Raw genomic sequence first — 21784 nt, forward strand, 5'->3', positions numbered from 1 at the left:
TACGCGCCGAGTTTTCCAACGGGCGCTTGCCGCCCAAGGAACACATCCATGAACAAGATTTACACCGCCACGACCGAAACGACCGGGGGGCGCAACAACGGCGTCGTCCGCAGCACGGACGGCGTGCTCGATATCAGGCTCTCGGATCCCGCTTCGACCCAGATCGGCACCAATCCCGAACAGCTCATGGCAGCGGCATGGTCCGCGAGCTTCGCAAGCTCCGTGGCACAGGTCGCTCGGAAGACCGGAATGCCCCTCTCCGCCAATGTCAGAATCCATGCCGAAGTGGATCTGTCCTCGGACGACGACGACGAATTTGTCATTGGTGTTCGAATGGTCATTCAGCTTCCGGGAATGGAAGGTGACATCGCCGCCATGTTGATAGACGAAGCCCGCCGCGTCTGCCCGTTTTCGAGGGCCACACGAGGCAATATTCAGGTCGACTTCAATATCGTGTGAAGCGGCAATTGTCTCAGTAGACGATCATCCTCGATAGCGCGTCCTGGCCCATTGGAGTATAAGCGGCCAATCGGGCGGCTGGGGCGAGCGACATGAACAGTTTCGGCGACGCCAATGCCGACGACCTGACTTTCGGTCCCTTCCGCTTGAGCATCGGCCAGCGCCTGCTTGCGAAAGACGGTGTTGCAGTCGACCTGGGCGCCCGTGCGCTCGACTTGCTGATAGCCCTGACCCTTGCGCCCAATGTCGTCGTTGCCAAGAAAGATCTGATGTCGTACGTCTGGCCGGATGTGATCGTCGACGAAGGCAGCCTTCGTTTTCACATGACCGGATTGAGGAAAGCGCTGGGCGACGGACAGGACGGCGCGCGCTATATCACCACGGTTGCCGGAAGGGGCTATTGTTTCGTAGCACCGATCTCGCGATCCAGCCGCCTGCGACCAGCGTCCACCACTCCCGATTTCCGTCATGCCCTGTTGCCAGGCCGACTTGATCGAATGATCGGACGAGAGCAGGACGTTCTGCGCCTCGCGGAAAGGGTGATGACGTCGCGAATGGTCACCATCGTAGGCGTCGGCGGCGTCGGGAAGACCACGGTCGCCACTGCAGTCGCGCATCATCTCTCACCGACCTTCAACGGAGCTGTCCTGTTCGCCGATTACGGCATGTTGAGCGATCCGGGTCTGGTCGCGGCGGGGATCGCCTCGATGCTCGGCCTGCCCGTTGGATCCGAAGATGTCCGCCCCAGCCTGATCGCCTATCTCCGCGACAAGCAGATCCTGCTGATCCTCGATACCTGTGAGCACCTGATAGATGCCATTGCGGATCTCGCGGCAGCGATTGTCGACGCCGCTCCGCAGGTGTTTCTCCTCGCAACGAGCCGTGAAGCACTGAGAATCGAAGCTGAAAGCGTTTACCGCCTCGACACCCTCGCCTGCCCTCCAGATGATCCGGAACTTCCCACCGAGACAGTTCTCTCCTTTCCGGCCACGCGGCTGTTCATCGAACGCGCTGCGGCAAGCGGGGCGTCTCTTGAGCTCAGCGACCAGGACGTTCGCGTCGTAGCAAGCATCTGCCGGAAGCTCGACGGCATGGCGCTCGCACTGGAACTCGCCGCGCGCCGCGTCGAGAGCTATGGTCTCACCCAGACCGCCACGCTTCTCGATCGGCATTTGACACTCGGATGGACGGGATCTCGAACAGCACCGCCGCGACAAAAAACGCTGCAGGCAACGCTCGACTGGAGCTTCGGGCTCCTCACGGAGGTGGAACGCCTCGTACTTCGGCGACTGGCAGTCTTTGTCGGTGACTTCACACTTGATGCCGCACTGGAAGTGATTTCCACCTCCGAGATGCATCCGCCGTCCGTCTTCGAAGCGATCGACAATCTCGTTGCCAAATCATTGCTCGCAACCCATCCCCTCGGCGCGACGATGCGTTACCGCCTATTGGACACGACACGGGCCTATGCCCTGCAATCCCAGACCCAAGAGGATCAAGCCGGATTAGGTGCGCGCCACGCGATCTATTATCAACGTTGGCTCGAGCAATTCGGCCCGGATTGGCCGACGTTGTCGACAGGGCCTGAGCGGCTGCCGTATTTCGTAAGCATCAACAATGTACGCACGGCACTGGAGTGGTGCTTCGGGGAACACGGCGACATCAACGTTGGCGTTAGGCTTGCGGCCGCGGCCGCATCGGTCTTCCAGATCATGTCGCTGTTTCCCGAGTGCCAGCGATGGTCGGAACGTGCCCTTCTCGCGCTGGATGACAAGTCGAAAGGCAGCGTCGAGGAGATGCACCTGCAAGCGGGTCTTGGAATTTCCCGAATGTACCTTCAAGGCGGCCGCGAAACCTCACAAGCCGCCCTCGTTCGCAGCCTGCAAATCGCGGAAGAGCGAGGCAGTGCGCTCGATCAATTGCGTATCTTGGGCCCGTTAAGCATGTTGAGCCTGCGCATCGGCGATTTTAATGCCGCCCTTCACTACGCGCGCCGTTGCTCTGCAATCGCCATGACGGTGGACGATCCTGCCACGGTTGAACTGGGTCGCTTTTTTCTCGGAAACTCGCTGCATTTCACGGGCGATTTGGCCAACGCCAGGATTGAGCTCGAGGCGGCAGCGAGAAGCCAACCGCGGTCGCAAAGAACCGCTGCCAGCTATGTTGGCTTCGAAGGAAAACACCTCGCAGGCGGGATTCTGGCTCGAAACCTCTGGCTCCAAGGCTATCCGGAGCAGGCTGAGCTTCGGGCGCGCGAGGCGATCAGCGATGCAGCCAAGCTGGATCATTCCCTGACCCTGTGCATCGCGCTTCTGGGCGGCATTGCTGTCTTCCTGTGGCGCGACGACCTACCCAGTGCCGAAGAGCATATTGAATGGTTGATCTCGCGGGCAGGACTGCATTTCCTCTCACCGTACGTGTCCGTAGCTCAAGGTTTCCAGGGCGAAGTAGCCGTCCGCCGTGGAGACGTGAAAGCCGGGATCGAGACGATTCGTCGATGCATCGAGAAGCTTCATCTGGCGACCTACGAGGTGTTCACAACCATGCTAGAGATCGCACTCGTCAAGGGATTGGTGGCGATCGGTGAGTTCGACGAAGGCTTGACCAGGATCAACCGAACTATCGAGTCTGTCGAGAAAAATGGAGACCTGTGTTACCTGCCCGAACTGCTGCGCGTTAAGGCGAGATTGTTGTCATCGACGCATTCTTCAGATGAAGATGTTGAGGCGTGCCTGACGTTGGCGATCGGAAAAAGTGCAACCATGGGCGCCCGTGCCTGGGAGTTGCGGGCCGCAACCGATCTCGCTGCTCTCTGGCTTGATGATGGCCGGCTGCGTGAGGCGCGAATATTGTTGCAGCCAATTTTCGAGCGGTTTGATGAAGGTTCGGATACGACGGATGTCACGGCGGCGAGAGTATTATTGCAGAGGCTGTTATAGGTCACAGTGCAGGCAAGGTTGTTGTCGGCACTGAGGTGGCCAACGCACCGGCTTCGCGTTTGCATTCCATCGGCTGGCGCTCTTGACCATTGGATATCGATGAAACCACAGCAGCGAAATTTTATCGTCGAAGTGAAGTCGGGCCGTCGGCGTTCGGCAGTCCGACCAGCCTCCATTTGGGGTGATACCGATCTGAAGGCGCTGGTGGGCAGCGCCGCATCTCTTCGCAGCTGTCGGTCAAACCGTCGAGCCTGCGCCGCGGCAGAGCGCCGGAGGCTGCGATCAAATCGGGGGCACAGTCAGTGGAACTCTACCGGTCGCCGGACCTGCAGCCGTGGCAGAAGAGGCTGTTGTCCTGCCGGCTCACTCCGAAGAGGCTTCGGGCTCGCTCGTAAACGCGATACTTCCGATAAAGGCGCAGCAGGTTCCGAAGCGTCCTCGTCCAACGCGCTTCGTGCGCAGCCCACGAAGCAAGAAGGTGGCGACTGCCGTTCCAGTCGCGGTGGACGAGCTCGCTGCGCTCGAGGAAAACCGCAGACTGAAAGGGTTTCTGGCTCGGCGGGTTCGACAGGAGAATGCTCTGCTTCGAAAGATGCTTGAGCGGTTTGGCGCAAACTAAGACGCGCGCGCCTTCGCGTCGCTTCATCTTCAGGAAGTGCGGTAGGCGGCTCTCGGTTGGCCAACAACAGGTGGCGGACGCTTCTTGATGGGGGTCTGTTCGCTAGTGCCTCGACAGTCGCATAATGTATCGACGGGTACTTGGGCGTGGCCTTGACCGTGACCGAGCCATAGAAGCCGGGCTGAAAGCCAACGCTCAAGAATCTCAAACTCCGAAACTCGCAGAATGACTGCAACGGAACTATATTGCAGTCAATGAAGGCGATTGCGAGGGTCTGACTATGGCTATCCTGACAGTACGAAATGTACCTGATGAAGTGCACCGGGCTTTACGCGTCCGAGCGGCGATTCACGGCCGTAGTACAGAGGCGGAAGTCCGCGAGATTCTGGAACGTGCGGTAAAGCCCGAACAGCGTGTTCGCATCGGCGATGCCTTGGCCGAGTTGAGCGGGCGGCTTGGATGACCAATGATGATTTCGAAGTGTTCGACCAGATGCGAGAGAAAGCGCCGGCGGAGCCAATGAGGTTTGAATGATCGTCCTGGACACGAATGTCGTCTCAGCCCCGGATTTGGCTGTACGCAATTGGTTGAATGACCAGGTAGCCGAAACCTTGTATCTGTCCAGTGTAACGCTGCCGGAGCTACTGTTTGGCATCGCTGCGCTACCGGAGGGCCGGCGCAAAAAGGCGTTGGCCGACACGCTTGATGGCCTGCGCGAACTGTTCGACGATCGCGTGTTGTCATTCGACACTGCGGCCGCTCGGCACTATGCGGACCTTGCGGCAACCGCGCGAGCAGGGGGGAAGGGATTCCCNCGAACTGTTCGACGATCGCGTGTTGTCATTCGACACTGCGGCCGCTCGGCACTATGCGGACCTTGCGGCAACCGCGCGAGCAGGGGGGAAGGGATTCCCGACACCTGATGGATATATTGCGGCTATTGCAGCCTCCAAGGGATTTACAATCGCGACACGCGATACGAGTCTTGAGGCGGCATGAGTCCCCGTCGTCAATCCTTGGAACCACCTATAGACTCGCGATGGGGCGGGTCACGGGTTCAAATGAGTTCAAGGCGAAGGATCGAAACTCACCTCAGAGACCGCAATGGGTGGTGAGAAGTCGGCCATGGCCAGCACAAGGGACCGCCGAAATGCGGACGAAACTCTCATTCGAGCGAGGTGTTACCGTGCTGAAAGGAAGGCCGAAAGATTTGAAGCGCGTCTGCCACGAGGTCGGCGTTGCCACCCGCTATTTCACCATTCGTAAGTTGGCACCCATCCTCCAATCCAACTCGCGTAGACCAGCGCCGTTGATGCGCGCGGTTGACGAAGTGCCAAACAGTCGCGTCGAACCCGTGTAGTAGGACTGGTCGTAGGGTATTCGCCCGCTCAAGAACTTGCGCTATCCCATCCGCGATCGCGTCAGCCTTTCCAAGGTCCTGTTCTTCGATCTCGATGAGGATGCGGAAAGCTCGATGGCAACCCGGAAGCGTAACAAATCGCTCGGCATCCGCGACCGTGGCCAATCCCGCTTCGACGCCGACACCCATGCGGTGCAGCAACGCGATAACCGCTGGAGCATCCCGCTCGGAGATATTGACGGAGGCGTAGTCGGGCAGCTGCCGCCAAGCAGAGATGCAGTCTCGCGTCTGCTTCTCGTCGCGTTCTATCCACGCGCCCGTTGACACCCCGACAAGACTTCCCGGACAAGCGCGCCGCACGGCGTATATCGCCTCATCGTCCGCCAGGAGGCTCTCACGTCCGTCCGGGCCGCAGGGGTGTATGTGAAGTTCGGCAGCCCCCACGGAGACGCACGCCGCACCGTCGAGGGCAATGGCATCCGCCGTGAGCGGTAGCCGCGGGTGATAGTCGCCAGGACGTGCACCGTTTAGGCAGGCTTGGACGATCATGTTGGTCTCCAGCATTTGTGAGGCCATGTTAGCTGTAGAGAGAAGGTCTGCAATGGGCTCATTCGAGCCGCTCATTGCGCCCCTCGCTGGCGACCGCTTGCGGTCGAAGGGAGCCGTTCGTCACGAGCCCCGTGCACGGCTTGTTGCGAGGTCTTCACGTTCTAAGCCAAAATGTCACAGCTATTTAAAGATGATACAAAGTAGTCAACTTAGAAACGCGACATCATCCTACCGTTTATTACTACGGATTCAAGTAAACATATTTGCATAATACGCAGACGCAAGCCGCCGTCCGGGCGGAGAAGCGTCAGAAATTGCGCGAGATCGAAGAGGCACTCGCGGCATCGGCACGGGAGGACGCTGGGCGGAGAAGATCGCCGCTTGGCTCGGTGGTTCGTGCGTGAGATCGTCTCTGATCGACCGACCGAAACTAATCACCGAACAGGATGGCGCCATAGTAGGTGGCGCCATGCAGGACATGGACGATGACCACCTTCGCGGTTTCGACGCGGTAGAAGATCAGGTAATTGCCATGAACGCGCCGGCGGGTACCATGGTGCTCGTAGCGCGGGACGAGGCCTAAGCCGTTCGGCCTATCGACGAGATCCTCTCACTTGCTCCGCAGCTCCCGCACGAATGAAAGGGCGCGTCGGGGATCGTCCGCAGCGATATAATCGGCGATCTGCTCAAGATCGCTTTCCGCCTCGTTGGAAAACTCAAGGATCATTCCGATTTTTCGACCTGATCAGCCATCGCACTGTATTTGGCCTCGAGTCGCACGAAAACGTCGCTCGCCGGCTTCGTTCGGCCCGCGTCGGCATCGGCAATTCCGCGCATCACGGAGGCATCCAGCGCGGCAAGCCGGGTCTCGCGGTCCTGGACCAGTCGCACACCTTCCCGCAGGACTTCGCTTTTCGAGCCATAACGACCTGTGTCGACGAGTTGCTGGATATAGCTTTCGAGCTGCTTTCCCAGATCGGCACTTATCATGCTGTACTCCATTGAATGTGATGGAGGTCAAGTTAGGCTGTTTATCAACTATTATTAATCCGCTTGGCGATCACCCGCATTCCCAATGCGTGAGGTCCGGGAGTTGCGGATCATAGATACGATCGTCGTTGCCAGCCTTGTCGACGCGTACACGCGGTACGCCATCGATGCCGATGCTCCAATTTTCCGCTTTACCCCCATTTTTGGCGAGAAGTTGCTTTCCTCCTCCATCCGGCCGAACCGTGTAGAGATCGACGAGGGCGGGGGGCACGGTCTTTGGAGATAATGAGGCTGCGACCCTCGCTGGTGCGGGGCTGATCGCAATCGCGCAGATACGTGAGAACGGGACATATCAAAGAATTTCCGTTTGAATTCAGCGCTAACTGCGGTGTTTTGCCTTTCCGAAAACCCGGTAGGCGGTCGATCCCTCATCTCTACTCCAAGGCGCGCACTCAACTCAAGACTGGGCCCCCGTGGGTGTTCTCGTCGACAGGCTTAAGATCGGATAATGTATCGAGGGGAACCGTTAGCCGACAGCTCCGTCGCTGAGTATTTCCATGTAGGCGCGATAGACGAATACCCGGCCACGCCGTCGACCTGTTGCTTCTTCAACGATCCCGAGCCTCTGGAGTTGCTCGAGAGCCGCGTTGACGGTCGGCATTGTCAGGTCACTCCGCTTCATTGCCGTGGTGGCGGTCAGATAAGGACTTGTGCGCATGGTTTCGTGGATCTGGAGGACCGATCCCGTACGCTCAGATTCTCTTATGATGCGTTCGCGGTCGCCGTCGAATAGTCGTGCGATTTGGTTGGCGGTCTCAAACGCTTGTTCCGCTGTTTCGGCGATTCCGTCAAGAAAGAACTCGAGCCAAGCTTCCCAAGTACCGTATTCGCGGACTTCCTGCAGCAGGCGGTAATAATCGGCTCTGCGGGATTTAAAATAGAGGCTGAGGTAAAGCAGGGGTTGTCGAAGTACTCCCGTGGCGCAAAGGAACAGCGTGATCAGGAGTCGACCGAGACGGCCGTTGCCGTCCAGGAAAGGGTGGATGGTCTCAAACTGAACGTGAATGAGCCCCGCTTTGATCAGAGGTGGAATGTCTGGCGTGTCCGAATGAACGAACCTCTCCCATTCCCCGAGGCAGCTCATGACTTCATTGGGAGGTGGGGGCACAAACATGGCGTTTCCCGGCCGAGTTCCACCGATCCAGTTCTGGGACTTGCGGAATTCGCCAGGGCTCTTCGTCCCACCGCGGCCGCTGTCCAACAATCGCTGATGCATCTGCCGAATAAGGCGCAGGGATAATGGTAGTTGTTCCAGGCGCTCGAGGCCGAACATCATGGGTGCTGACGTCAAATAGCACGGCGTCTTAATAAACGAAATGGCATTTTTGTTAATTAACGCATTCGCTTAATTAACGATAGGGCAATCGAAGCTGGTTCGAATCCCTTCAAGGCTGGAGACACATCGGCCCTGGGGCGGCATGTTGCCGGCTGCCGGTCGTCTCAGTCGGGTGGAGAGTTCGCGTTACTGCTCTTGATCGGAACGCCCGAGAAGCGCTCAACCGCGGATACTTGGCCAGTAGACCCGACCGTCTGCGAGGACACCCAACACGAAAAAAGGACATTAGAGTTCTTGCCGCCTAGGTCTGGGATTGACCCGAAGCGGTCATTCGCCTTTTCGAGCGTGAGGTTGGGAAGCTAGTTGAAGGAGCCGATCCATCTCGCGATGCGAGTGGAGCACGGCTACCGGAACATTCGGCCCGTAACGAGCTATTTGCTTGATGAAAATAGGTGCGTATTTTTTCTCGAAGTTCCAGATATAGGAGAGGAACTCGCGATTTGGCAGTAGCTCAGGACAACCATCAGCCATCGCTGGCCGAACGGAGCCGTAGAAACGAGAAACCCTCTTCAATAAGCCGAGGAGCGCGACCCATCGGGGAACACGCACCCACAGAACTAGATCAGTTTGCGGCAATCTGATGTCGAAGGAAGACGCTCCACTGCCGTCCATAACCCATCGGCTCCGATGGACCATATCAGCGATGATTTTTCTCTGTTCCCGCCGATCACGCTCTACCCAGCCAGGAAGCCACCGCACATCTCGGTCGAGTGATTGAAATTCTAGGCCAAATGACTCTGCAATCTTGGCGGAGAACGTTGTCTTGCCGCCACCAGAACATCCAATGACAAGAACGCGCCCGACTGTCGCCAAAAGGTTAGCGGTTTCAGTCAACGATACATATCGAGGCATGCAAACTCGCCTTGCCGAAAGTTAGACCAACATGCGTGCGTGAGTCCGCTTATGCATTTTCTTTAGCCGCTGCAATCAACAGTTTATGGAAAACAGGTTTAATCCAGACACCTCGCTTTCGGCTCGACGGCGCCAAACGCGGCTTCCGCTTTCCGGCATGGCAACTCGACCGGGATGGACGGCCCTATGCTGTACTCCCGAAGTTGCATGCGATTCTGGGCAGCGCATGTGGATTTACCGTTTCCTGATTACGCCGCATGGCGCTCTGGATGAGCGGACGGGGCTCGATGCGCTGAAACGCGGCCATGACGACGACATCCTTGCAGCGGCCGAAAGCGTTGCCCGCGGTGATTTTCGCTAAATGGCTGCAATCAAGCCGCCGGCGGGTTACCCGCTGGTCGCCAATTCGGACGCATTATGGAAGCGCCTTCGCCTAATCGCATCTACCAGTGCCAGGTACTCATAAAGTCGCTCGTCTTTCAAAGCGGCCTCCGGCACGCTTTTGAAAAGGGGATCGACCGCTTGACCCATCTCTCGTCCAGCGGAGCAGGGCCAGACGTAGTTATAGGTCCCGCCGCTGACGAGAAGCTCTTGAAGCATTGACGCTGCAAACGCCGTGGGGACGCCGCGTTGTATCGGCCCTACCTGTGCGGGAAACACGAATCTGAGGCCATGGGTGATGAACTCGAAAAGGTTTCGCCGATGTGGCCGTGGTTCATTGGTGCGACTGTCTTTCCGCGCGATCCCGGAAGCGACGCTTCTCTTGATCGACTGCGCAATTTCGGATTTGCTAATCCCGAGCAGAGCTTCAAGATTTCGCACCGAATAAGGGTCGCCCCCGAGGGATTCAGATCGCGGTTGATCTGTACCCTTTGTGAGTTCCTGGCCTCGCAGGCTCAGTAGCTTCAGCAGTTGGCTCTTCATGGTGACCGTCCTCTGTCCTAGGACTGAGGACACTAAGCGCGAACTTTCCCGCTTTGTCAAAGCCAGAGTGGTCGAGAGGCTTTAAGCATTGACAAACAGGGCGCGTCACCGCGTTGGCTAATCTCCTTCCGAGCTGCCGGATCGCTGCCGACTGGAAACGTCGATAGTCGGTCGAGCCGGAGATGATGACGCGGCGTACCCAATCAAGGATCTCTTCGCGCTTGCTGAAGGGCAAACTGTTGAAATCATCCGGCAGGCGCTAGGCGAGGCGCCGCCGCTCGGCAGGGCTAACGTCGCTCTCGAGTCCAGACGCTGATCGCGACTGATGTGGCAGTCGTTCTTTAAAATATCCAGCAGGAAGCTGATAGCGTCCCGTTGACCGCGGGACGCGCGTGCCGTTCGTCCAACTGAGTAGCGTCTTATTGTCGAAGGTCGGATGGTCGTCGGCGACTGCGCGGTGGAGATGCCAGTACGTGTTACCGTGCCGGCGCATGTGGTAGTTCAGCGCTTCACGGAAATCTGACGGATTTTCAGGCCAATTGAACAGAAGAGCCGGATGTTCCTCGATCGCCCGTAGTGGGACGCTTGCCCTCGGCTGCGTCGACGGTGTGGTCGCGGTGTGCTCGGAGATTTGCTCGCCTTCACGTCAGATTCGCGGGTCGCGAACGGGGGCTTTCGATCGGTGGTGTAGGCGTGGGCCGGTCATGCTCGACTGGTCGTTCCTCATCGATCCAGCGGATGATCGCTTCGAGCTCGGATTGCAGGCCATTTTTGAGCGCGGAGGACATCTCCTCTTTTGACGCCTGGGAGAGTTACCTCGGCATTGCCGAAAATGGTGGATGGTGTTTCGCAAGGGTGGCTTCGGGCCACTGCGCGCTCGAGGCCACGGCTGACATGGATCTTTGCCGCATAGAGGACTTTGGATAGCTGATCCAATTTATGCTCCTCTAGGTTACATTAGGGAAGACGCTCGGCGTTAGCCGAGCGAACGTGGGTAACAGTCGTTTATTCGGGAGTAACCGCACGGGCTCCTGCGGAGGCAATCGCCTGTAGGACCTCTTCTGTAGAGATGATGGCGTTCGCATAATTCGGCATATTGATCTCTAAGGCGGCGCGCATCATCTCATCCGAATAATCGGCTACCGCGTCGTTTATGACAGTCACATCATATCCTAGCTCAGCCGCAAACCTGACGGTTGCCTCGATACATGTGTGCGCGATAAGCCCTATCACGATCACGCGCTGTATTCCGCGGCGCTTGAGCAGATTGTCGAGGTCGGTGTTTGCAAATCCGCTCGAGCACCAATGTTCCTGCGCGACGCTCTCGCCAGCGGCAGGCACGAATTCCGCCCTGAACTCACCGCCCCAGGTGCCGTATGAAAAGCTCTTTCGGTGCCAGGCGGCACGTTGGATGGGCGCGATGTATTTCCAGTCCTCGTAGTCGCCCTCGCGATAGCGATGATGCATGGCGAAGAAGACGGGCATCTTTACCTCGCGCGCCGCCTGCAGGATCTGCGCCATATGCTCGACGCAGTTGTTGGCTTCTGCGACGGACTGGATCCGGGGCCAGATCTTGCCGCCTTCGGAGATGAAGTCGTTGTAAGGGTCGACCACCAGCAGCCCTGTGTTGGTGACATCGAAGGGAACGGTCAGATGGGTCATTACGGGACTCCAGGATTCAGGCTGCCTTCGCGGGGGTCTGGCGAAGTGCGAAACGCTCGATGCTTGCTGCGAAAAGGGGGGTCTCGCCCTTGTTGTGCGCGATGGACATCGGCTGGCGCTGGGTCTTGAAGATTTCGAACGGAATGCCCTGGCGATCCAGCCCAGCGAGCATCTCGTCGGTAGCGAAGGACTGAACCCGGTTCGTGAATTCGCAGCGGTTCTTGTCCAGTGCCTTGACGCTAAGCTCCCAGGTCACATGAATGACAACGCGGCCCGTCGGGGTGAAAACGTCGGAGTCCGAGTCTAGGATCAGATGGGTCTTCTCGCCAAGTGTCTCGTGATAGTGTTGAACCATGAGGCTGCCGCCGATCGTCTCGACGTTGATGGACATCCGGGTGCCGTCCGGCGCAGTCGTGAAGCCAGCAGCGATATGAGCGGGCGAACATCCCTGGTATTCCTTTTCGGGCAGCGAAAAGCACCATGCCGGGATGTCGATCTTCTCGATCGGCGCGTTGATGATGGCGGTGAAGCTAGAGTCCACGATCTGATTTTCACGCATAGTCATTCTCCTTGTTCAGTTGGCGAGGATGAGAGGTCGGCGCGGAGCGCTTCGCGCCGCTTTTGAGATTCAAATCTGGTCGCGAAGCGACTTGAATGACGCACGGAGTTCCGAGGTGAAAAGCGCAGGCTGCTCCCAGGCTGCGAAGTGGCCGCCCTTCGGCAGGCGGTTGTAGTGGATGAGCTTCGGATAAGCCTTCTCTGCCCAGCTCTGCGGCGCCTGGTAGATTTCGTCCGGAAAGGCACTGACAGCGACCGGGATCTTGATGCCGCGGGGGTCGAAGAAGCCGCCGCTTGGATGATGGGCATTGTCCCAATAAAGACGCGCGGAAGAAATTGCCGTGTTTGTCAGCCAGTATAGGGAAACGTTGTCGAGAACGTCGTCAGGGCTCAGGCCCTCTTTTTCTCCGTCAATCGACCTGGCGATCATGCGGTAGCTGCGGATGTCGTGGTCGAGCATCCACGCCGCAAGACCGATCGGCGAGTCCACGATGCCGTAGAGTGTCTGCGGCCTGTTGTTCATCTCGATCGCGTAGCCGAGGCCATTCTTGTTGAAATCGTCGAGCTGATCCCACGCCCGCCTTTCGTCGGCGGACAAGCCTTCCGGGGGCGTTCCTGCGGCCAAGGACTTCGAAATCTCGGCCGGAACGGTGGCGGCCATGTTCGTGTGTATGCCGAGGAGGCCAGGGGGCTGCTGGACGGCCATGAGTTCAGTCACCGCGTTACCCCAGTCGCCGCCCTGGGCGACGTACTTCGTATATCCCAGACGCTCCATGAGCACGGCCCAGGCCTTCGCGATCCGCGGCGGGTTCCACCCGGTCTCCCGAGGTTTGCCGGAAAAGCCGTAGCCGGGGAGGGACGGAATGACGACATGGAAGGCTTCTGCTTCGGTGCCGCCATAGGCGGTCGGATCGGTCAGGGGCTTGATGATCTTCAGCTGCTCGATCACGGAGCCTGGCCACCCATGGGTGATGATGATTGGTAGCGCGTCTTCATGCTTCGACTTCACATGGATGAAGTGAATGTCGAGACCGTCGATCTCCGTAGTGAACTGCGGAAACGCGTTGAGGCGGGCCTCGACGTTGCGCCAGTCATGGTGTTTCCAGTGCTTCGCGAGCTTCTTTATCGTTTCGAGACGCACCCCTTGGGAGTCGTCTGCTACGTTTTCCTCGTCCGGCCAACGGGTGGCTGCCACCCGGCGATGGAGATCAATCAGCTGTTCATCGGTAGCCCTGAACTTGAACGGCTTGATCACCGGAGCCTCGGTGGCGGCAAAAGCTTGGGGAATCATCCCCACCGCGCCCGCGGTCGCGGCCGCAGCAAGAAGAGTTCGACGGGTCACCTGTGCCTGTATCTGCGACATGGTATCCTCCTGGATGTTGCTCGTTTTAGCCAGGAGGAGCGTCACATCCCTGAAGCGTTGCCACTATTGCACGATGGTATGGACGACACTTTGGTATCGGTATTCTTCCCAATGCCCGTTAACGAAATCAACGCGTCCGTTTGCGCCGACGGTGAAGACGATGCTTGGAATTGCATTCAAGCCGTCTCCGAAATCCGGTTCCAAGATCGATCCGCGCCCATCTCGATACCTGAACTTACATCATTCCGAAGCAGGAGGCCCCCCGCTGAACCTTTCGCGGCTATCACTCCGACACTTGGCGAACGTAACAACTTAGTCTATCGCGGCCAGTGCCACTTGAAGCTCCTCATCGCCAAAAGGTTTGAACAGGCACTCTACTGCGCCGTCCTTCATCAGGCGGGTTCGCAGGATCTCATCCTTGAGCGCAGTGATGAATATCGTCGGAACCGGGTTTCCCCGTCTCGTAAGCTCCTTGAACAGCTCGGGTCCGGTCATGCCGGGCATGGCAATGTCGAGTATCATTCCATCGCTGAATGCGAAGGCACCCGCATGCAGGAAGGCTTCGGCCGAGTCGAAGGTATGGACATCAAATCCGAACGAACGGAGAAGGTCTGGCAGCGCCTCTCGAACGGACTCGTCGTCATCGACCACGGAGATATGTTTCCGCTTCGTCATCGCTCCCCCTTTCTGGGCTTTATCTTGGTGCCACCGCGCCATTCGTCTCAAGAGTTTCAGCTTGCCCGGGCGGGTGGATTGGCACGGAGAAACCGACTGTTGCTCCGTGCAAGGCATTGCTCTGCGCCCAAAGGCGACCACTGTGACTTTCAATAATCGAGCGGCTTACGGACAGCCCGATGCCCATTCCATCGGGCTTGGTTGTGTAGAAGGCGTCAAAGATCCGGTTTGTACCATCCATCCCGAAGCCGATCCCGGTATCTTCGATGATCAATCGGACCTCTGCGTCTCTGGCCTCCGTTCTGATGACGATACGGCCCGGGCGCCCTTCGACGGCTGATGTTGCCTCGATAGCGTTGCGAAGCACGTTCATGATCACCTGTTGTAGCTGTACGCGCGCACCTGCGACGGAGGGGAGTGCTGCGCCGAATTCTGATACGACCGAAACGCGAGCTCGCTGGATCTCACCGAACGCGAGGGCAATCACCTCTGTGGCGACCTCGTTCATGTCTATGGGTTCGATCAACGGCGGCTTACGACTGAAGAGTGCCCGCAACCGTACGATGACATCGGCTGCACGGTTGGCGTCGCGGATCATGCGGCGAGCTGTCTCCCTAGCCACTTCGAGGTTGGGCGGCTCGGTGTCGAGAACACGAAGACATGTGCTTGCGTTAGTCACAATTCCAGCCAGAGGCTGGTTGACTTCGTGGGCAATGGATGCGGTCAGTATCCCAAGGCTGGTTATACGTGTCACATATGAGAGTTCAGAACGGACTTTGTTTAGTGCTTCCTCCGCCTCGTGACGCTCCGTGACATCCTGAACCGCTCCGGCTAACTCTTGCTCGCCATCCTTGTTTTTTTTACTGTATGCAAGCACGCGAACATGCTTGACGGACTGATCCGTCATAACAAGCCGAATATCGTAGTCAAAGTCGCCATTTCCTGCGCGAGCAGTTTCGATCACGTTGCAAACTTTGAGCACGCTCTCAGGATCCAGTCGCGAGAGTACAGTCTGGATGGTCACGGGACTGCTCGGATCGACGTCGAATATTCTGTAGGTCTCGGCGGACCAGACAATCTCGCCAGTTTCCAGTCGCAGCGAAAAGCCGCCAGTCTTGCTTAATCGCTGTGCATCAGCCAGGAATGCTTCGCTTCGCCTAAGTTGTTCCTCCGTTCGCTTGCGATCATCGATATCGGTCAACAATCCATACCAGCGGATAATCTCACCGTCGGTATTGCGGAGCGGAAGACCTCTGAGTTGGAACCATCTCCAAACCCCGTCATGGCGCAGGAATCGGGTTTCATAATCGTATGGCTCGCCAGTCGCGATCGAACCCATGAAGCTGTCGATGCATAGCTGTAGGTCGTCTGGATGAGTGATCCCGTTGGTTGCCCAGTTGTCGAGTTCATCAATTGGACGCCGGAAGTAGTCGATTATCTGTTGGTTGCCGCCGATTAGCTTCGCATCAGGCGAGAAAATGGCAATCATTCCGGCAATGCCATCAATGATGAACCTTGATTCCCGCTCGCGCTCCGCAAGTGCCTCCTCGGCGCGCTTGCGGTCGTCGATGTCAACGTGCAAGGCGTACCAGCGGACGATTTTTCCCTCGTCGTCGATCAGCGGCGAACCCGTGACCTGGAACCAGTGATGGACCCCGTCTGCTCTTCGGAGCCGAACCTCAAGATCGTATGGTTGTCCGAGTGTTACGGCACGATCGACTGCATCGATCATCCTGGGCATATCATCGGGATGAACAACGTCCGTGCTACCCCAATCCCGAAGCTCTTCGAGCGTTCGTCCGTAGTAGCGCAGAAGCGGACCGTTTATCGCCTCTACCTCTCCACCGATGGCGATAACGCCGATGCCAGCGGGGATGCTTTCGAGGACCACTCGTGCTTCGCGCTCGCGCGCTGCTAGCTCCAGTTCCGCGCGCTTGCGATCGTCGACGTCGACCAGGAGATGAAACCATCTCAAAATCGTGCCGTCCACATCTCTCAGGGGGAGACCGAGAACATTGTGCCAGCGATACATTCCATCGTGCCGCAGATGTCGGCTTTCGACGTTGTAAAACGTCCCAGCGAGATGCGCGTTAAGTTGGTCCTCAATGGTCGCTTGGAGGTCCTCCGGATGAACAACCTCCGTCGCTTTCCAGTCCTTCAGCTCCTCCAGTGTCATGCCAAAGTATTCGAGAGCCGGATTGTTGAGAGCCTCGACATCGCCACTCGGTGTTGTTACCGCCACCGGCACCGGAATGCTGTCCACGATACGTTGAAAGTCGTTTTTGTCACGGGGACGGCTATCCACGGTAGACTCAGTAGCGATGCCGTACCATCGACGTTCGGCCGCGCCATCATCCATCGGGTTGCAGCGCAGAAGAAGCGAACGGCTAACCCCATCTGGGAGGCTGAGGGGAATCTCCATCTGGAACGGCTGGCTCTGTTCCAACATCGATCGAAGTGTCGAGTGGAATGTCGCGCCATCGGGACGCTCGATGGCGATCGGCCAGCTCCAGTCCCTGTCGCTTTGAAATTGAATGCCAACGTAATCCGCGAGGGCCCGATTGACAAAGTCGATGACGCCACCGGGGTTGATGCTGAACACCATACCCGGCAAAGTGTCGAGAACTCGAACGAGCCCCGCTTCCATGACTGTCCTTTCGAGCTCGGCTTGCTCGGACAGCGTACGTTCTCGACAATCATTCGTATATTATTCTAAGGTGTTGGATGTGGTGGCGGGCGCCGAGCAACCTGCGGCGTTAGCGCAATGCTCGATCGAGTGCGTCTTGAAGTGCAACGTCGCTGAACGGTTTGAAGAGGCAGTCTATAGCGCCGCTCTGAAGCAGCGGAATGCGCTCGCTCTCATCCTTGTGCGCGGTGATGAAGACTATGGGAATCTTCTCGCCTCGCCGGGCAAGTTCTTCCTGCAATTCCGGGCCGGACATGCCAGGCATGGCGACGTCCAGAACGAGGCAGTCGGTCTTCTTCAACCATTCGGACGCAAGGAACTCATTAGCTGACGAAAACGCACGGACGTCGAAGCCAAATATGCGGATCAGGTCGGGGAGGGCTTCTCGGACCGACTCGTCATCATCCACGACTGAAACGAGCGGCTCTTGCGTCTTCATCATGTCTTCATTTCCGGGGGCGATGGTCTGTCGACCGAGTCCTTATCGAACGGCAAAGCGAAGCCGAATATGGCGCCACCAGAAGGTCTGGGCTCCGCCCATATTTTCCCTTTGTGTGCCTCGATGATCGAGCGGCTCACCGACAGCCCTATTCCCATACCGTGCGGTTTCGTCGTGTGGAATGCGTCGAACAGCCGCTCCACGTCCGTTCCTTCGAGACCGACCCCATGGTCCTCGACCACAACTCTGACCTCGCCAAGGCCCACGACCGTGCGAACGAATATCTTCTTCTGCGTTTGGGCAGTATCGGTCATCGCATCGATCGAGTTACGAAGGAGGTTCATTATTACTTGCTGGAGTTGCACCCTGTCTCCGAGGATAAAGGGCGGCGGATCGGAAAGTTCCTCAATTAATAGAATCCTTCCTCTTTGCAGGTCGCTTGCGGCCAGCCCTATCAACTCTCGAATGGCGTCGTTGAGATCCAACCACTCGACGGTCGCCACACCCTGTTTGAACAGGTTCCTCAGTCGCAGTATGACGTCCGATGCTCGATTGCCGTCTCGGATAGTTCTTTTTGCCGTCTCGACGGCCCCAGTAATATTCGGAGGATTTGCGCACAACATACGCAGTGAAGCGCTCGCGTTCATGATTATGCCAGCCAACGGCTGATTAACTTCGTGCGCTATGGATGCTGCCATTGTGCTGAGGCTCGTCACCCTGGCCAACTGGCTCAGTTCGGAGCGCAGCTTGTCGCGACCCAGTTCTGCTATCCGCTGGGCCGAGACATCTTGGACTGCCCCTATGCACTCCATCGTGCCATCGAGGTGCCTGATTATCCGTCCAACCACCCGGACATGTTTGATTTGGCCATCGACGAACAGTCGTATCTCGTAGTCGGGATTGTCGCCTCCCTGCCGAACATCGGCCATTTTAATTGCAAGAAGCGGCAAATCCTCCTCGTAGACTCTCTGACCAATTGCGTCGAAATCGACCACGCGGCCACTTTCGAAGCCGAAGATCCGATTCAGTTCTTCCGAGAAGGCTATTTCGTCAGTCTCCACGTTCCAGGAAAACGTACCTGTTTGGCTAATTCGCTGCCCTTCGCGTAACAGGACGTCACTCCGGCGCAGTTGCTCCTCAGCGAGCTTCCTCTCGGTGATATCTGCGACCGCGCCGATGAACTCCGGATCGGCGGGATTATTGCCGATGTTTTGAAGGACGACATGGACATACTTTACAGCACCATCCGTCATCAAAAGCCGATGCTCTACATCGACATTCTCTCCGTGGTTCATCGCATTTGAGATCAGTTTTTGGATTCTGGGTAGGTCCTCGGGATGGCAGCGATCCAGCATCATCTCCACGGAGGGGGTAATCCCCACGTCCCGCCCCGCCACACGGTATGCCTCATCGGACCAGTATATGTCGTTGGTTGCTGGCCTCCACCAGACACTGCCTGTCACTGTCAGGCGCTGGGCCTGGGCCATCAGCGCCGCACTACGGCGCATTTCTTCTTCAAACCGTTTTCGGTCGTCTATGTCGGTGTTGGTCCCGTACCACCGAAAAACCGCTCCTTCGTCGCTGTAGACTGGGTTGGCCCGGAACAAAAACCACCTGTATTGCCCGTCCCATCGTCGAAGCCTCGCTTCGGTTTCACCCGGCATCCCGGAGGCGAGTAGCTCCATCCATACGCTTTGTAGCGCCCGAGAGTCGTCCGGGTGGATCGATGCAGCCCATCCCCATCCCGCCGCTTGCTCGCTCGTTATCCCGAGAAAAGTCAGGAAGTGTTCGTTGAAAAAATCGGCTCGGCCGTCGGGAAGTGTCGACCAGGCCATGACCGGCATGGCGTCCGCGATTTTACTAAGTTCGCGTTCCGCAAGGGCGCGTGTGTCGTCCCGAAAGCGGATTGCTTCCGTGATCGCAAGGGCAGCCTGACTCGCTGCGACGTGCAGGAGGATGCGGTCCTCTTCGGTGGGAAAGGAGGATACCGTCGATCCGGCAACGAGAACGCCCACTTTTCCATTCACGCCAAGCTTCTCGATCAGCACCCGCAGGTCGGATTCACCGTGCTCGACGTTGGTTTCGCGGGGCCAGACAGCTATGTTGGACCCCAGCGTCCTCACCAAGTCGCTGATGACTACGGCACCTGCGTCGACGAAGTCCGTCCTGGAACGCTCCTTGAGCACTTCGGCTTGATCGCCGCTCCCAGCAACGTTGACGACCAAGAAGTCAACGTCAAGGATCGATCTCAATGCAGCAAGCAGGGCACTGCAAATCCCGTCGACAGTCCCGCCAGTCCAAGCTGCCGGAAGAGCCGTGACACTCAGGATATCGTTCAAGCAGCGCCGAAGTCTTTCGTTCTCCGACGCGACCATGATCATGTCGGGCATGTCGTTATTCAGCAACTGCCGACTGCTCCTCTCGCCCAGAACGCCTCCCATGCAGTTCCGCTAGAAACTGCGCTGGCGGGATGTAAAATGGATTTTCCCGGAGGATTCCGCCAATCACCACGACCGGGTGCGTCCTTAAAATGTCAACGATCGTGTCGCCACCAAACCTCGTCAGATCATAGACGCAGATCACAACGTCGTCGTGCTGGTCCCATAGGTCGTTAATCCGGGATTCGAATTGAATGAGATCTTGAAGATGCTGTTGGCTTTCGGCGGCCCAATCCATGTCACAGACAATACGGCTGAGGGGAAAGCCATGCCTGTTGCCGCTCGCCATAGCCGAGAACTCTTCCACCATTCGATCTTGGTCGAAGACGCCGTTCTTCAGGTAGGCGTCGACCGTAGTTCGAACTTCAAGCTGGCCGGAGCCCTGCAAATCTTCGGTGTCGATTCCTTCGCAGCGCAAACGGGCGACGTGAGCTTCGCGCTTGTCTGCGCCGACCAAGTGGATCGCCCTATGGCCGCACAGAAAGCCATCATGGATGAAAGGGTCGAGAACCTCCGACGCGCCGCGGGTGCCGTCGAAGAACGCGCAAACATGCCGATGGCGCCCAAGTTTCACGCCAGCAAAGCGAATGTCATCGGGGCGCATCTCCATCATGCGACACCGCTTTTCAGACCTGCCGATGCTATCTGGCTATAACCTTTTTCCATCCGCACGTCATTCCGAGCCCATGCAGTAGACGCTGCATGAAGAGCATTCTGTCGTCTATTGTCCAATGGTATTGGGTAGAGACTTGTTGCGGCAGCTGGCTTTGCAGCGGCTTGTGCTGCAAGCATAAGGCCGAAGACATCACTGGAGCTTGGCTATGGATCGCATTGATGCGATGAAGGTCTTTGTCACTGCCGTGGAGGAGGGGAGCCTAGCCGCTGCCGCCAGGAAGTTGAAGCGTTCGCCCACTGCGATTAGCCGGGCGCTCGGTCCTCTCGAAGAGCGCGTGGGTGTCGAACTTCTCCACGCACGACGCGAAGACTGAAGCTCAGCGAGGCGGGGCAGCGTTACGTGGAAGTGTGCCGCAGGGTTCTCGTGGACCTCGAAGAAGCAGATATCATTGCCGGAGGCGAGCGGTTGTCGCCACGCGGCGTGCTGACAATCTCGGCGCCTCCCATCCTCGGGGAGGAGGTGCTTCGGCCGATTCTCGACAAGTTCCTGAAACAGCATTCCAGTGTGTCCGTCCGACTGTTGATGTTCGACCGATTTGTCAATCTGATCGACGAGGGGGTTGATATTGCGCTCCGGATAGGCAACCTCACGGACTCAACGCATATTACAACCCGGATCGGCGGCGACGTCCGACGTGTCGTTGTAGCGTCACCTGACTATCTCGCAAATCGTAATGCAATTCGAGAACCAGGTGATCTCCTGCAGCACGACATTATCGCATTCTCGAATTTTGGGATCGATTCCTGGGCCTTCAACCCCGTCGGCGAAGGTACAATCCCCAGAACCGTGCATTTTTCACCGAGGTATGTCGTGAATAGCGTGCGTGCGGCCGCGGCGTAGGCCGCTGGGGGATGGGCATAACGCGACTCTATTCATATCACAATTCATATCACATCGCTGAACTTGTCCGAGATGGAGCCTTGACGATAATACTCTCGGAGTATGAGCCGTCAGCGCTTCCCGTCCACCTTCTGACACCGCAGGCAAGAATTTCCGTACCGAAGGTTCGGGCCTTCATCGATTTTGCAGGTCCGAAACTAAAGGCAGCGCTTGCGAAGATTGCGGCACAGTCAGGGGCCTTAGCGCAATTATGCCGAACATCGGTTGATTGTCGTTTTTGCGGTGACAATTCTCCCGAACACCGACTGCATCTAAATCTAACCCATCGACGCCGAGAGCGTAGGCACGGCCAGAAAAGC

The 21784-nt window shown here is 57.7% G+C and carries 15 protein-coding genes and 7 pseudogenes; 7 read left to right on the top strand and 15 right to left on the bottom strand.

The genetic code is table 11. The annotated features are described in order from the left end of the window. Nucleotides 1-48 precede the first annotated feature (48 nt). From ASD52_RS08355 to ASD52_RS39520, 5 genes and pseudogenes are all read left to right on the top strand, one after another. The gene (locus ASD52_RS08355) at nucleotides 49-459 is read left to right on the top strand and encodes an Ohr family peroxiredoxin (protein WP_057215867.1); all 411 of its coding nucleotides are present in this window, start codon (nucleotides 49-51) and stop codon (nucleotides 457-459) included. A gap of 92 nt (nucleotides 460-551) precedes the next feature. Next, entirely contained in the window at nucleotides 552-3398 is a 2847-nt protein-coding gene (locus tag ASD52_RS08360; protein WP_057223891.1) for a winged helix-turn-helix domain-containing protein, read from the top strand. 899 nt (nucleotides 3399-4297) lie between these two features. Next, nucleotides 4298-4551, top strand: a pseudogene (locus ASD52_RS39850) (plasmid stabilization protein). Beyond that, the coding region (locus ASD52_RS38235) for a PIN domain-containing protein (protein ID WP_156612946.1) at nucleotides 4548-4831 on the top strand (284 nt) is incomplete at its 3' end. The pseudogene ASD52_RS39850 and the gene ASD52_RS38235, both read left to right, overlap by 4 nt. A 1-nt stretch (nucleotide 4832) precedes the next feature. Beyond that, nucleotides 4833-5016, top strand: a pseudogene (locus tag ASD52_RS39520) (PIN domain-containing protein); the annotation flags it as partial. Nucleotides 5017-5182: 166 nt separating this feature from the next. Here the strand turns inward: ASD52_RS39520 and ASD52_RS08375 are convergent. The 5 genes and pseudogenes from ASD52_RS08375 to ASD52_RS37065 form a co-directional block, all read right to left on the bottom strand. Then, complete coding sequence (locus tag ASD52_RS08375; RefSeq protein WP_057223989.1) at nucleotides 5183-5926, bottom strand: 3-keto-5-aminohexanoate cleavage protein; 744 nt, start codon at nucleotides 5924-5926, stop codon at nucleotides 5183-5185. 430 nt (nucleotides 5927-6356) lie between these two features. After that, nucleotides 6357-6653 (bottom strand): annotated as a pseudogene (locus ASD52_RS08380) (type II toxin-antitoxin system RelE/ParE family toxin). Next, complete coding sequence (locus ASD52_RS08385) at nucleotides 6650-6916, bottom strand: type II toxin-antitoxin system ParD family antitoxin (protein WP_057215879.1); 267 nt, start codon at nucleotides 6914-6916, stop codon at nucleotides 6650-6652. The pseudogene ASD52_RS08380 and the gene ASD52_RS08385 overlap by 4 nt, the downstream one beginning before the upstream one ends. Nucleotides 6917-7442: 526 nt before the next feature. Further along, nucleotides 7443-8252, bottom strand: a pseudogene (locus tag ASD52_RS08395) (Fic family protein); the annotation flags it as partial. A gap of 327 nt (nucleotides 8253-8579) precedes the next feature. Next, a complete protein-coding gene (locus ASD52_RS37065) occupies nucleotides 8580-9164 on the bottom strand; it encodes an AAA family ATPase (RefSeq protein ID WP_082557369.1) in 585 nt (194 codons plus the stop codon). Between the two features lie 122 nt (nucleotides 9165-9286). Between ASD52_RS37065 and ASD52_RS37070 the strand changes: the two are divergent. Beyond that, nucleotides 9287-9525: pseudogene (locus ASD52_RS37070) on the top strand (XRE family transcriptional regulator); the annotation flags it as partial. A 26-nt stretch (nucleotides 9526-9551) separates the two neighbouring features. On the opposite strand, the gene ASD52_RS08400 reads toward ASD52_RS37070, so the two are convergent. The 10 genes and pseudogenes from ASD52_RS08400 to ASD52_RS08440 form a co-directional block, all read right to left on the bottom strand. Then, nucleotides 9552-10088: a hypothetical protein gene (locus ASD52_RS08400; protein WP_057223991.1), complete on the bottom strand. Its 537-nt coding sequence runs from the start codon at nucleotides 10086-10088 to the stop codon at nucleotides 9552-9554. A gap of 133 nt (nucleotides 10089-10221) precedes the next feature. Beyond that, nucleotides 10222-10581, bottom strand: a pseudogene (locus tag ASD52_RS39855) (hypothetical protein); the annotation flags it as partial. 512 nt (nucleotides 10582-11093) lie between these two features. Then, nucleotides 11094-11750 carry an isochorismatase family cysteine hydrolase gene (locus tag ASD52_RS08405; protein ID WP_057215887.1) on the bottom strand — a complete coding sequence of 219 codons (657 nt, stop codon included), beginning with the start codon at nucleotides 11748-11750 and terminating at the stop codon, nucleotides 11094-11096. 16 nt (nucleotides 11751-11766) lie between these two features. Further along, nucleotides 11767-12315, bottom strand: coding sequence for a hypothetical protein (locus tag ASD52_RS08410; protein ID WP_200954018.1), 549 nt, complete (start codon nucleotides 12313-12315; stop codon nucleotides 11767-11769). A 63-nt stretch (nucleotides 12316-12378) separates the two neighbouring features. Next, nucleotides 12379-13671: an epoxide hydrolase family protein gene (locus tag ASD52_RS08415; RefSeq protein WP_057215893.1), complete on the bottom strand. Its 1293-nt coding sequence runs from the start codon at nucleotides 13669-13671 to the stop codon at nucleotides 12379-12381. A 312-nt stretch (nucleotides 13672-13983) separates the two neighbouring features. Next, nucleotides 13984-14346 carry a response regulator gene (locus ASD52_RS08420; RefSeq protein ID WP_057223992.1) on the bottom strand — a complete coding sequence of 121 codons (363 nt, stop codon included), beginning with the start codon at nucleotides 14344-14346 and terminating at the stop codon, nucleotides 13984-13986. A 19-nt stretch (nucleotides 14347-14365) separates the two neighbouring features. Further along, nucleotides 14366-16993: a PAS domain-containing protein gene (locus ASD52_RS08425; protein ID WP_057215896.1), complete on the bottom strand. Its 2628-nt coding sequence runs from the start codon at nucleotides 16991-16993 to the stop codon at nucleotides 14366-14368. A 109-nt stretch (nucleotides 16994-17102) separates the two neighbouring features. Beyond that, complete coding sequence (locus ASD52_RS08430) at nucleotides 17103-17471, bottom strand: response regulator (RefSeq protein WP_057216098.1); 369 nt, start codon at nucleotides 17469-17471, stop codon at nucleotides 17103-17105. Next, on the bottom strand, nucleotides 17471-19861 hold the full coding sequence (locus ASD52_RS08435; RefSeq protein ID WP_057215900.1) for a PAS domain-containing protein: 2391 nt from the start codon (nucleotides 19859-19861) through the stop codon (nucleotides 17471-17473). Before ASD52_RS08435 ends, ASD52_RS08430 begins: the two co-directional genes overlap by 1 nt. 4 nt (nucleotides 19862-19865) lie before the next feature. Next, nucleotides 19866-20522, bottom strand: coding sequence for an MEDS domain-containing protein (locus ASD52_RS08440; protein WP_082557370.1), 657 nt, complete (start codon nucleotides 20520-20522; stop codon nucleotides 19866-19868). A gap of 208 nt (nucleotides 20523-20730) precedes the next feature. Between ASD52_RS08440 and ASD52_RS08445 the strand changes: the two are divergent. Continuing rightward, nucleotides 20731-21667: pseudogene (locus ASD52_RS08445) on the top strand (LysR family transcriptional regulator); the annotation flags it as partial. Nucleotides 21668-21784 lie beyond the last annotated feature (117 nt).

The sequence above is a fragment of the Ensifer sp. Root142 genome (assembly GCF_001426785.1).
Lineage (GTDB): Bacteria > Pseudomonadota > Alphaproteobacteria > Rhizobiales > Rhizobiaceae > Ensifer > Ensifer canadensis.

Bases quoted from the DNA above. Each gene is read 5' to 3' on its own strand.
- ASD52_RS08355 (WP_057215867.1), top strand. From the start codon at position 49: ATGAACAAGATTTACACCGCCACGACCGAAACGACCGGGGGGCGCAAC.
- ASD52_RS08360 (WP_057223891.1), top strand. From the start codon at position 552: ATGAACAGTTTCGGCGACGCCAATGCCGACGACCTGACTTTCGGTCCC.
- ASD52_RS08375 (WP_057223989.1), bottom strand. From the start codon at position 5,926: ATGATCGTCCAAGCCTGCCTAAACGGTGCACGTCCTGGCGACTATCAC.
- ASD52_RS08385 (WP_057215879.1), bottom strand. From the start codon at position 6,916: ATGATAAGTGCCGATCTGGGAAAGCAGCTCGAAAGCTATATCCAGCAA.
- ASD52_RS37065 (WP_082557369.1), bottom strand. From the start codon at position 9,164: ATGCCTCGATATGTATCGTTGACTGAAACCGCTAACCTTTTGGCGACA.
- ASD52_RS08400 (WP_057223991.1), bottom strand. From the start codon at position 10,088: ATGAAGAGCCAACTGCTGAAGCTACTGAGCCTGCGAGGCCAGGAACTC.
- ASD52_RS08405 (WP_057215887.1), bottom strand. From the start codon at position 11,750: ATGACCCATCTGACCGTTCCCTTCGATGTCACCAACACAGGGCTGCTG.
- ASD52_RS08410 (WP_200954018.1), bottom strand. From the start codon at position 12,315: ATGACTATGCGTGAAAATCAGATCGTGGACTCTAGCTTCACCGCCATC.
- ASD52_RS08415 (WP_057215893.1), bottom strand. From the start codon at position 13,671: ATGTCGCAGATACAGGCACAGGTGACCCGTCGAACTCTTCTTGCTGCG.
- ASD52_RS08420 (WP_057223992.1), bottom strand. From the start codon at position 14,346: ATGACGAAGCGGAAACATATCTCCGTGGTCGATGACGACGAGTCCGTT.
- ASD52_RS08425 (WP_057215896.1), bottom strand. From the start codon at position 16,993: ATGGAAGCGGGGCTCGTTCGAGTTCTCGACACTTTGCCGGGTATGGTG.
- ASD52_RS08430 (WP_057216098.1), bottom strand. From the start codon at position 17,471: ATGAAGACGCAAGAGCCGCTCGTTTCAGTCGTGGATGATGACGAGTCG.
- ASD52_RS08435 (WP_057215900.1), bottom strand. From the start codon at position 19,861: ATGCCCGACATGATCATGGTCGCGTCGGAGAACGAAAGACTTCGGCGC.
- ASD52_RS08440 (WP_082557370.1), bottom strand. From the start codon at position 20,522: ATGATGGAGATGCGCCCCGATGACATTCGCTTTGCTGGCGTGAAACTT.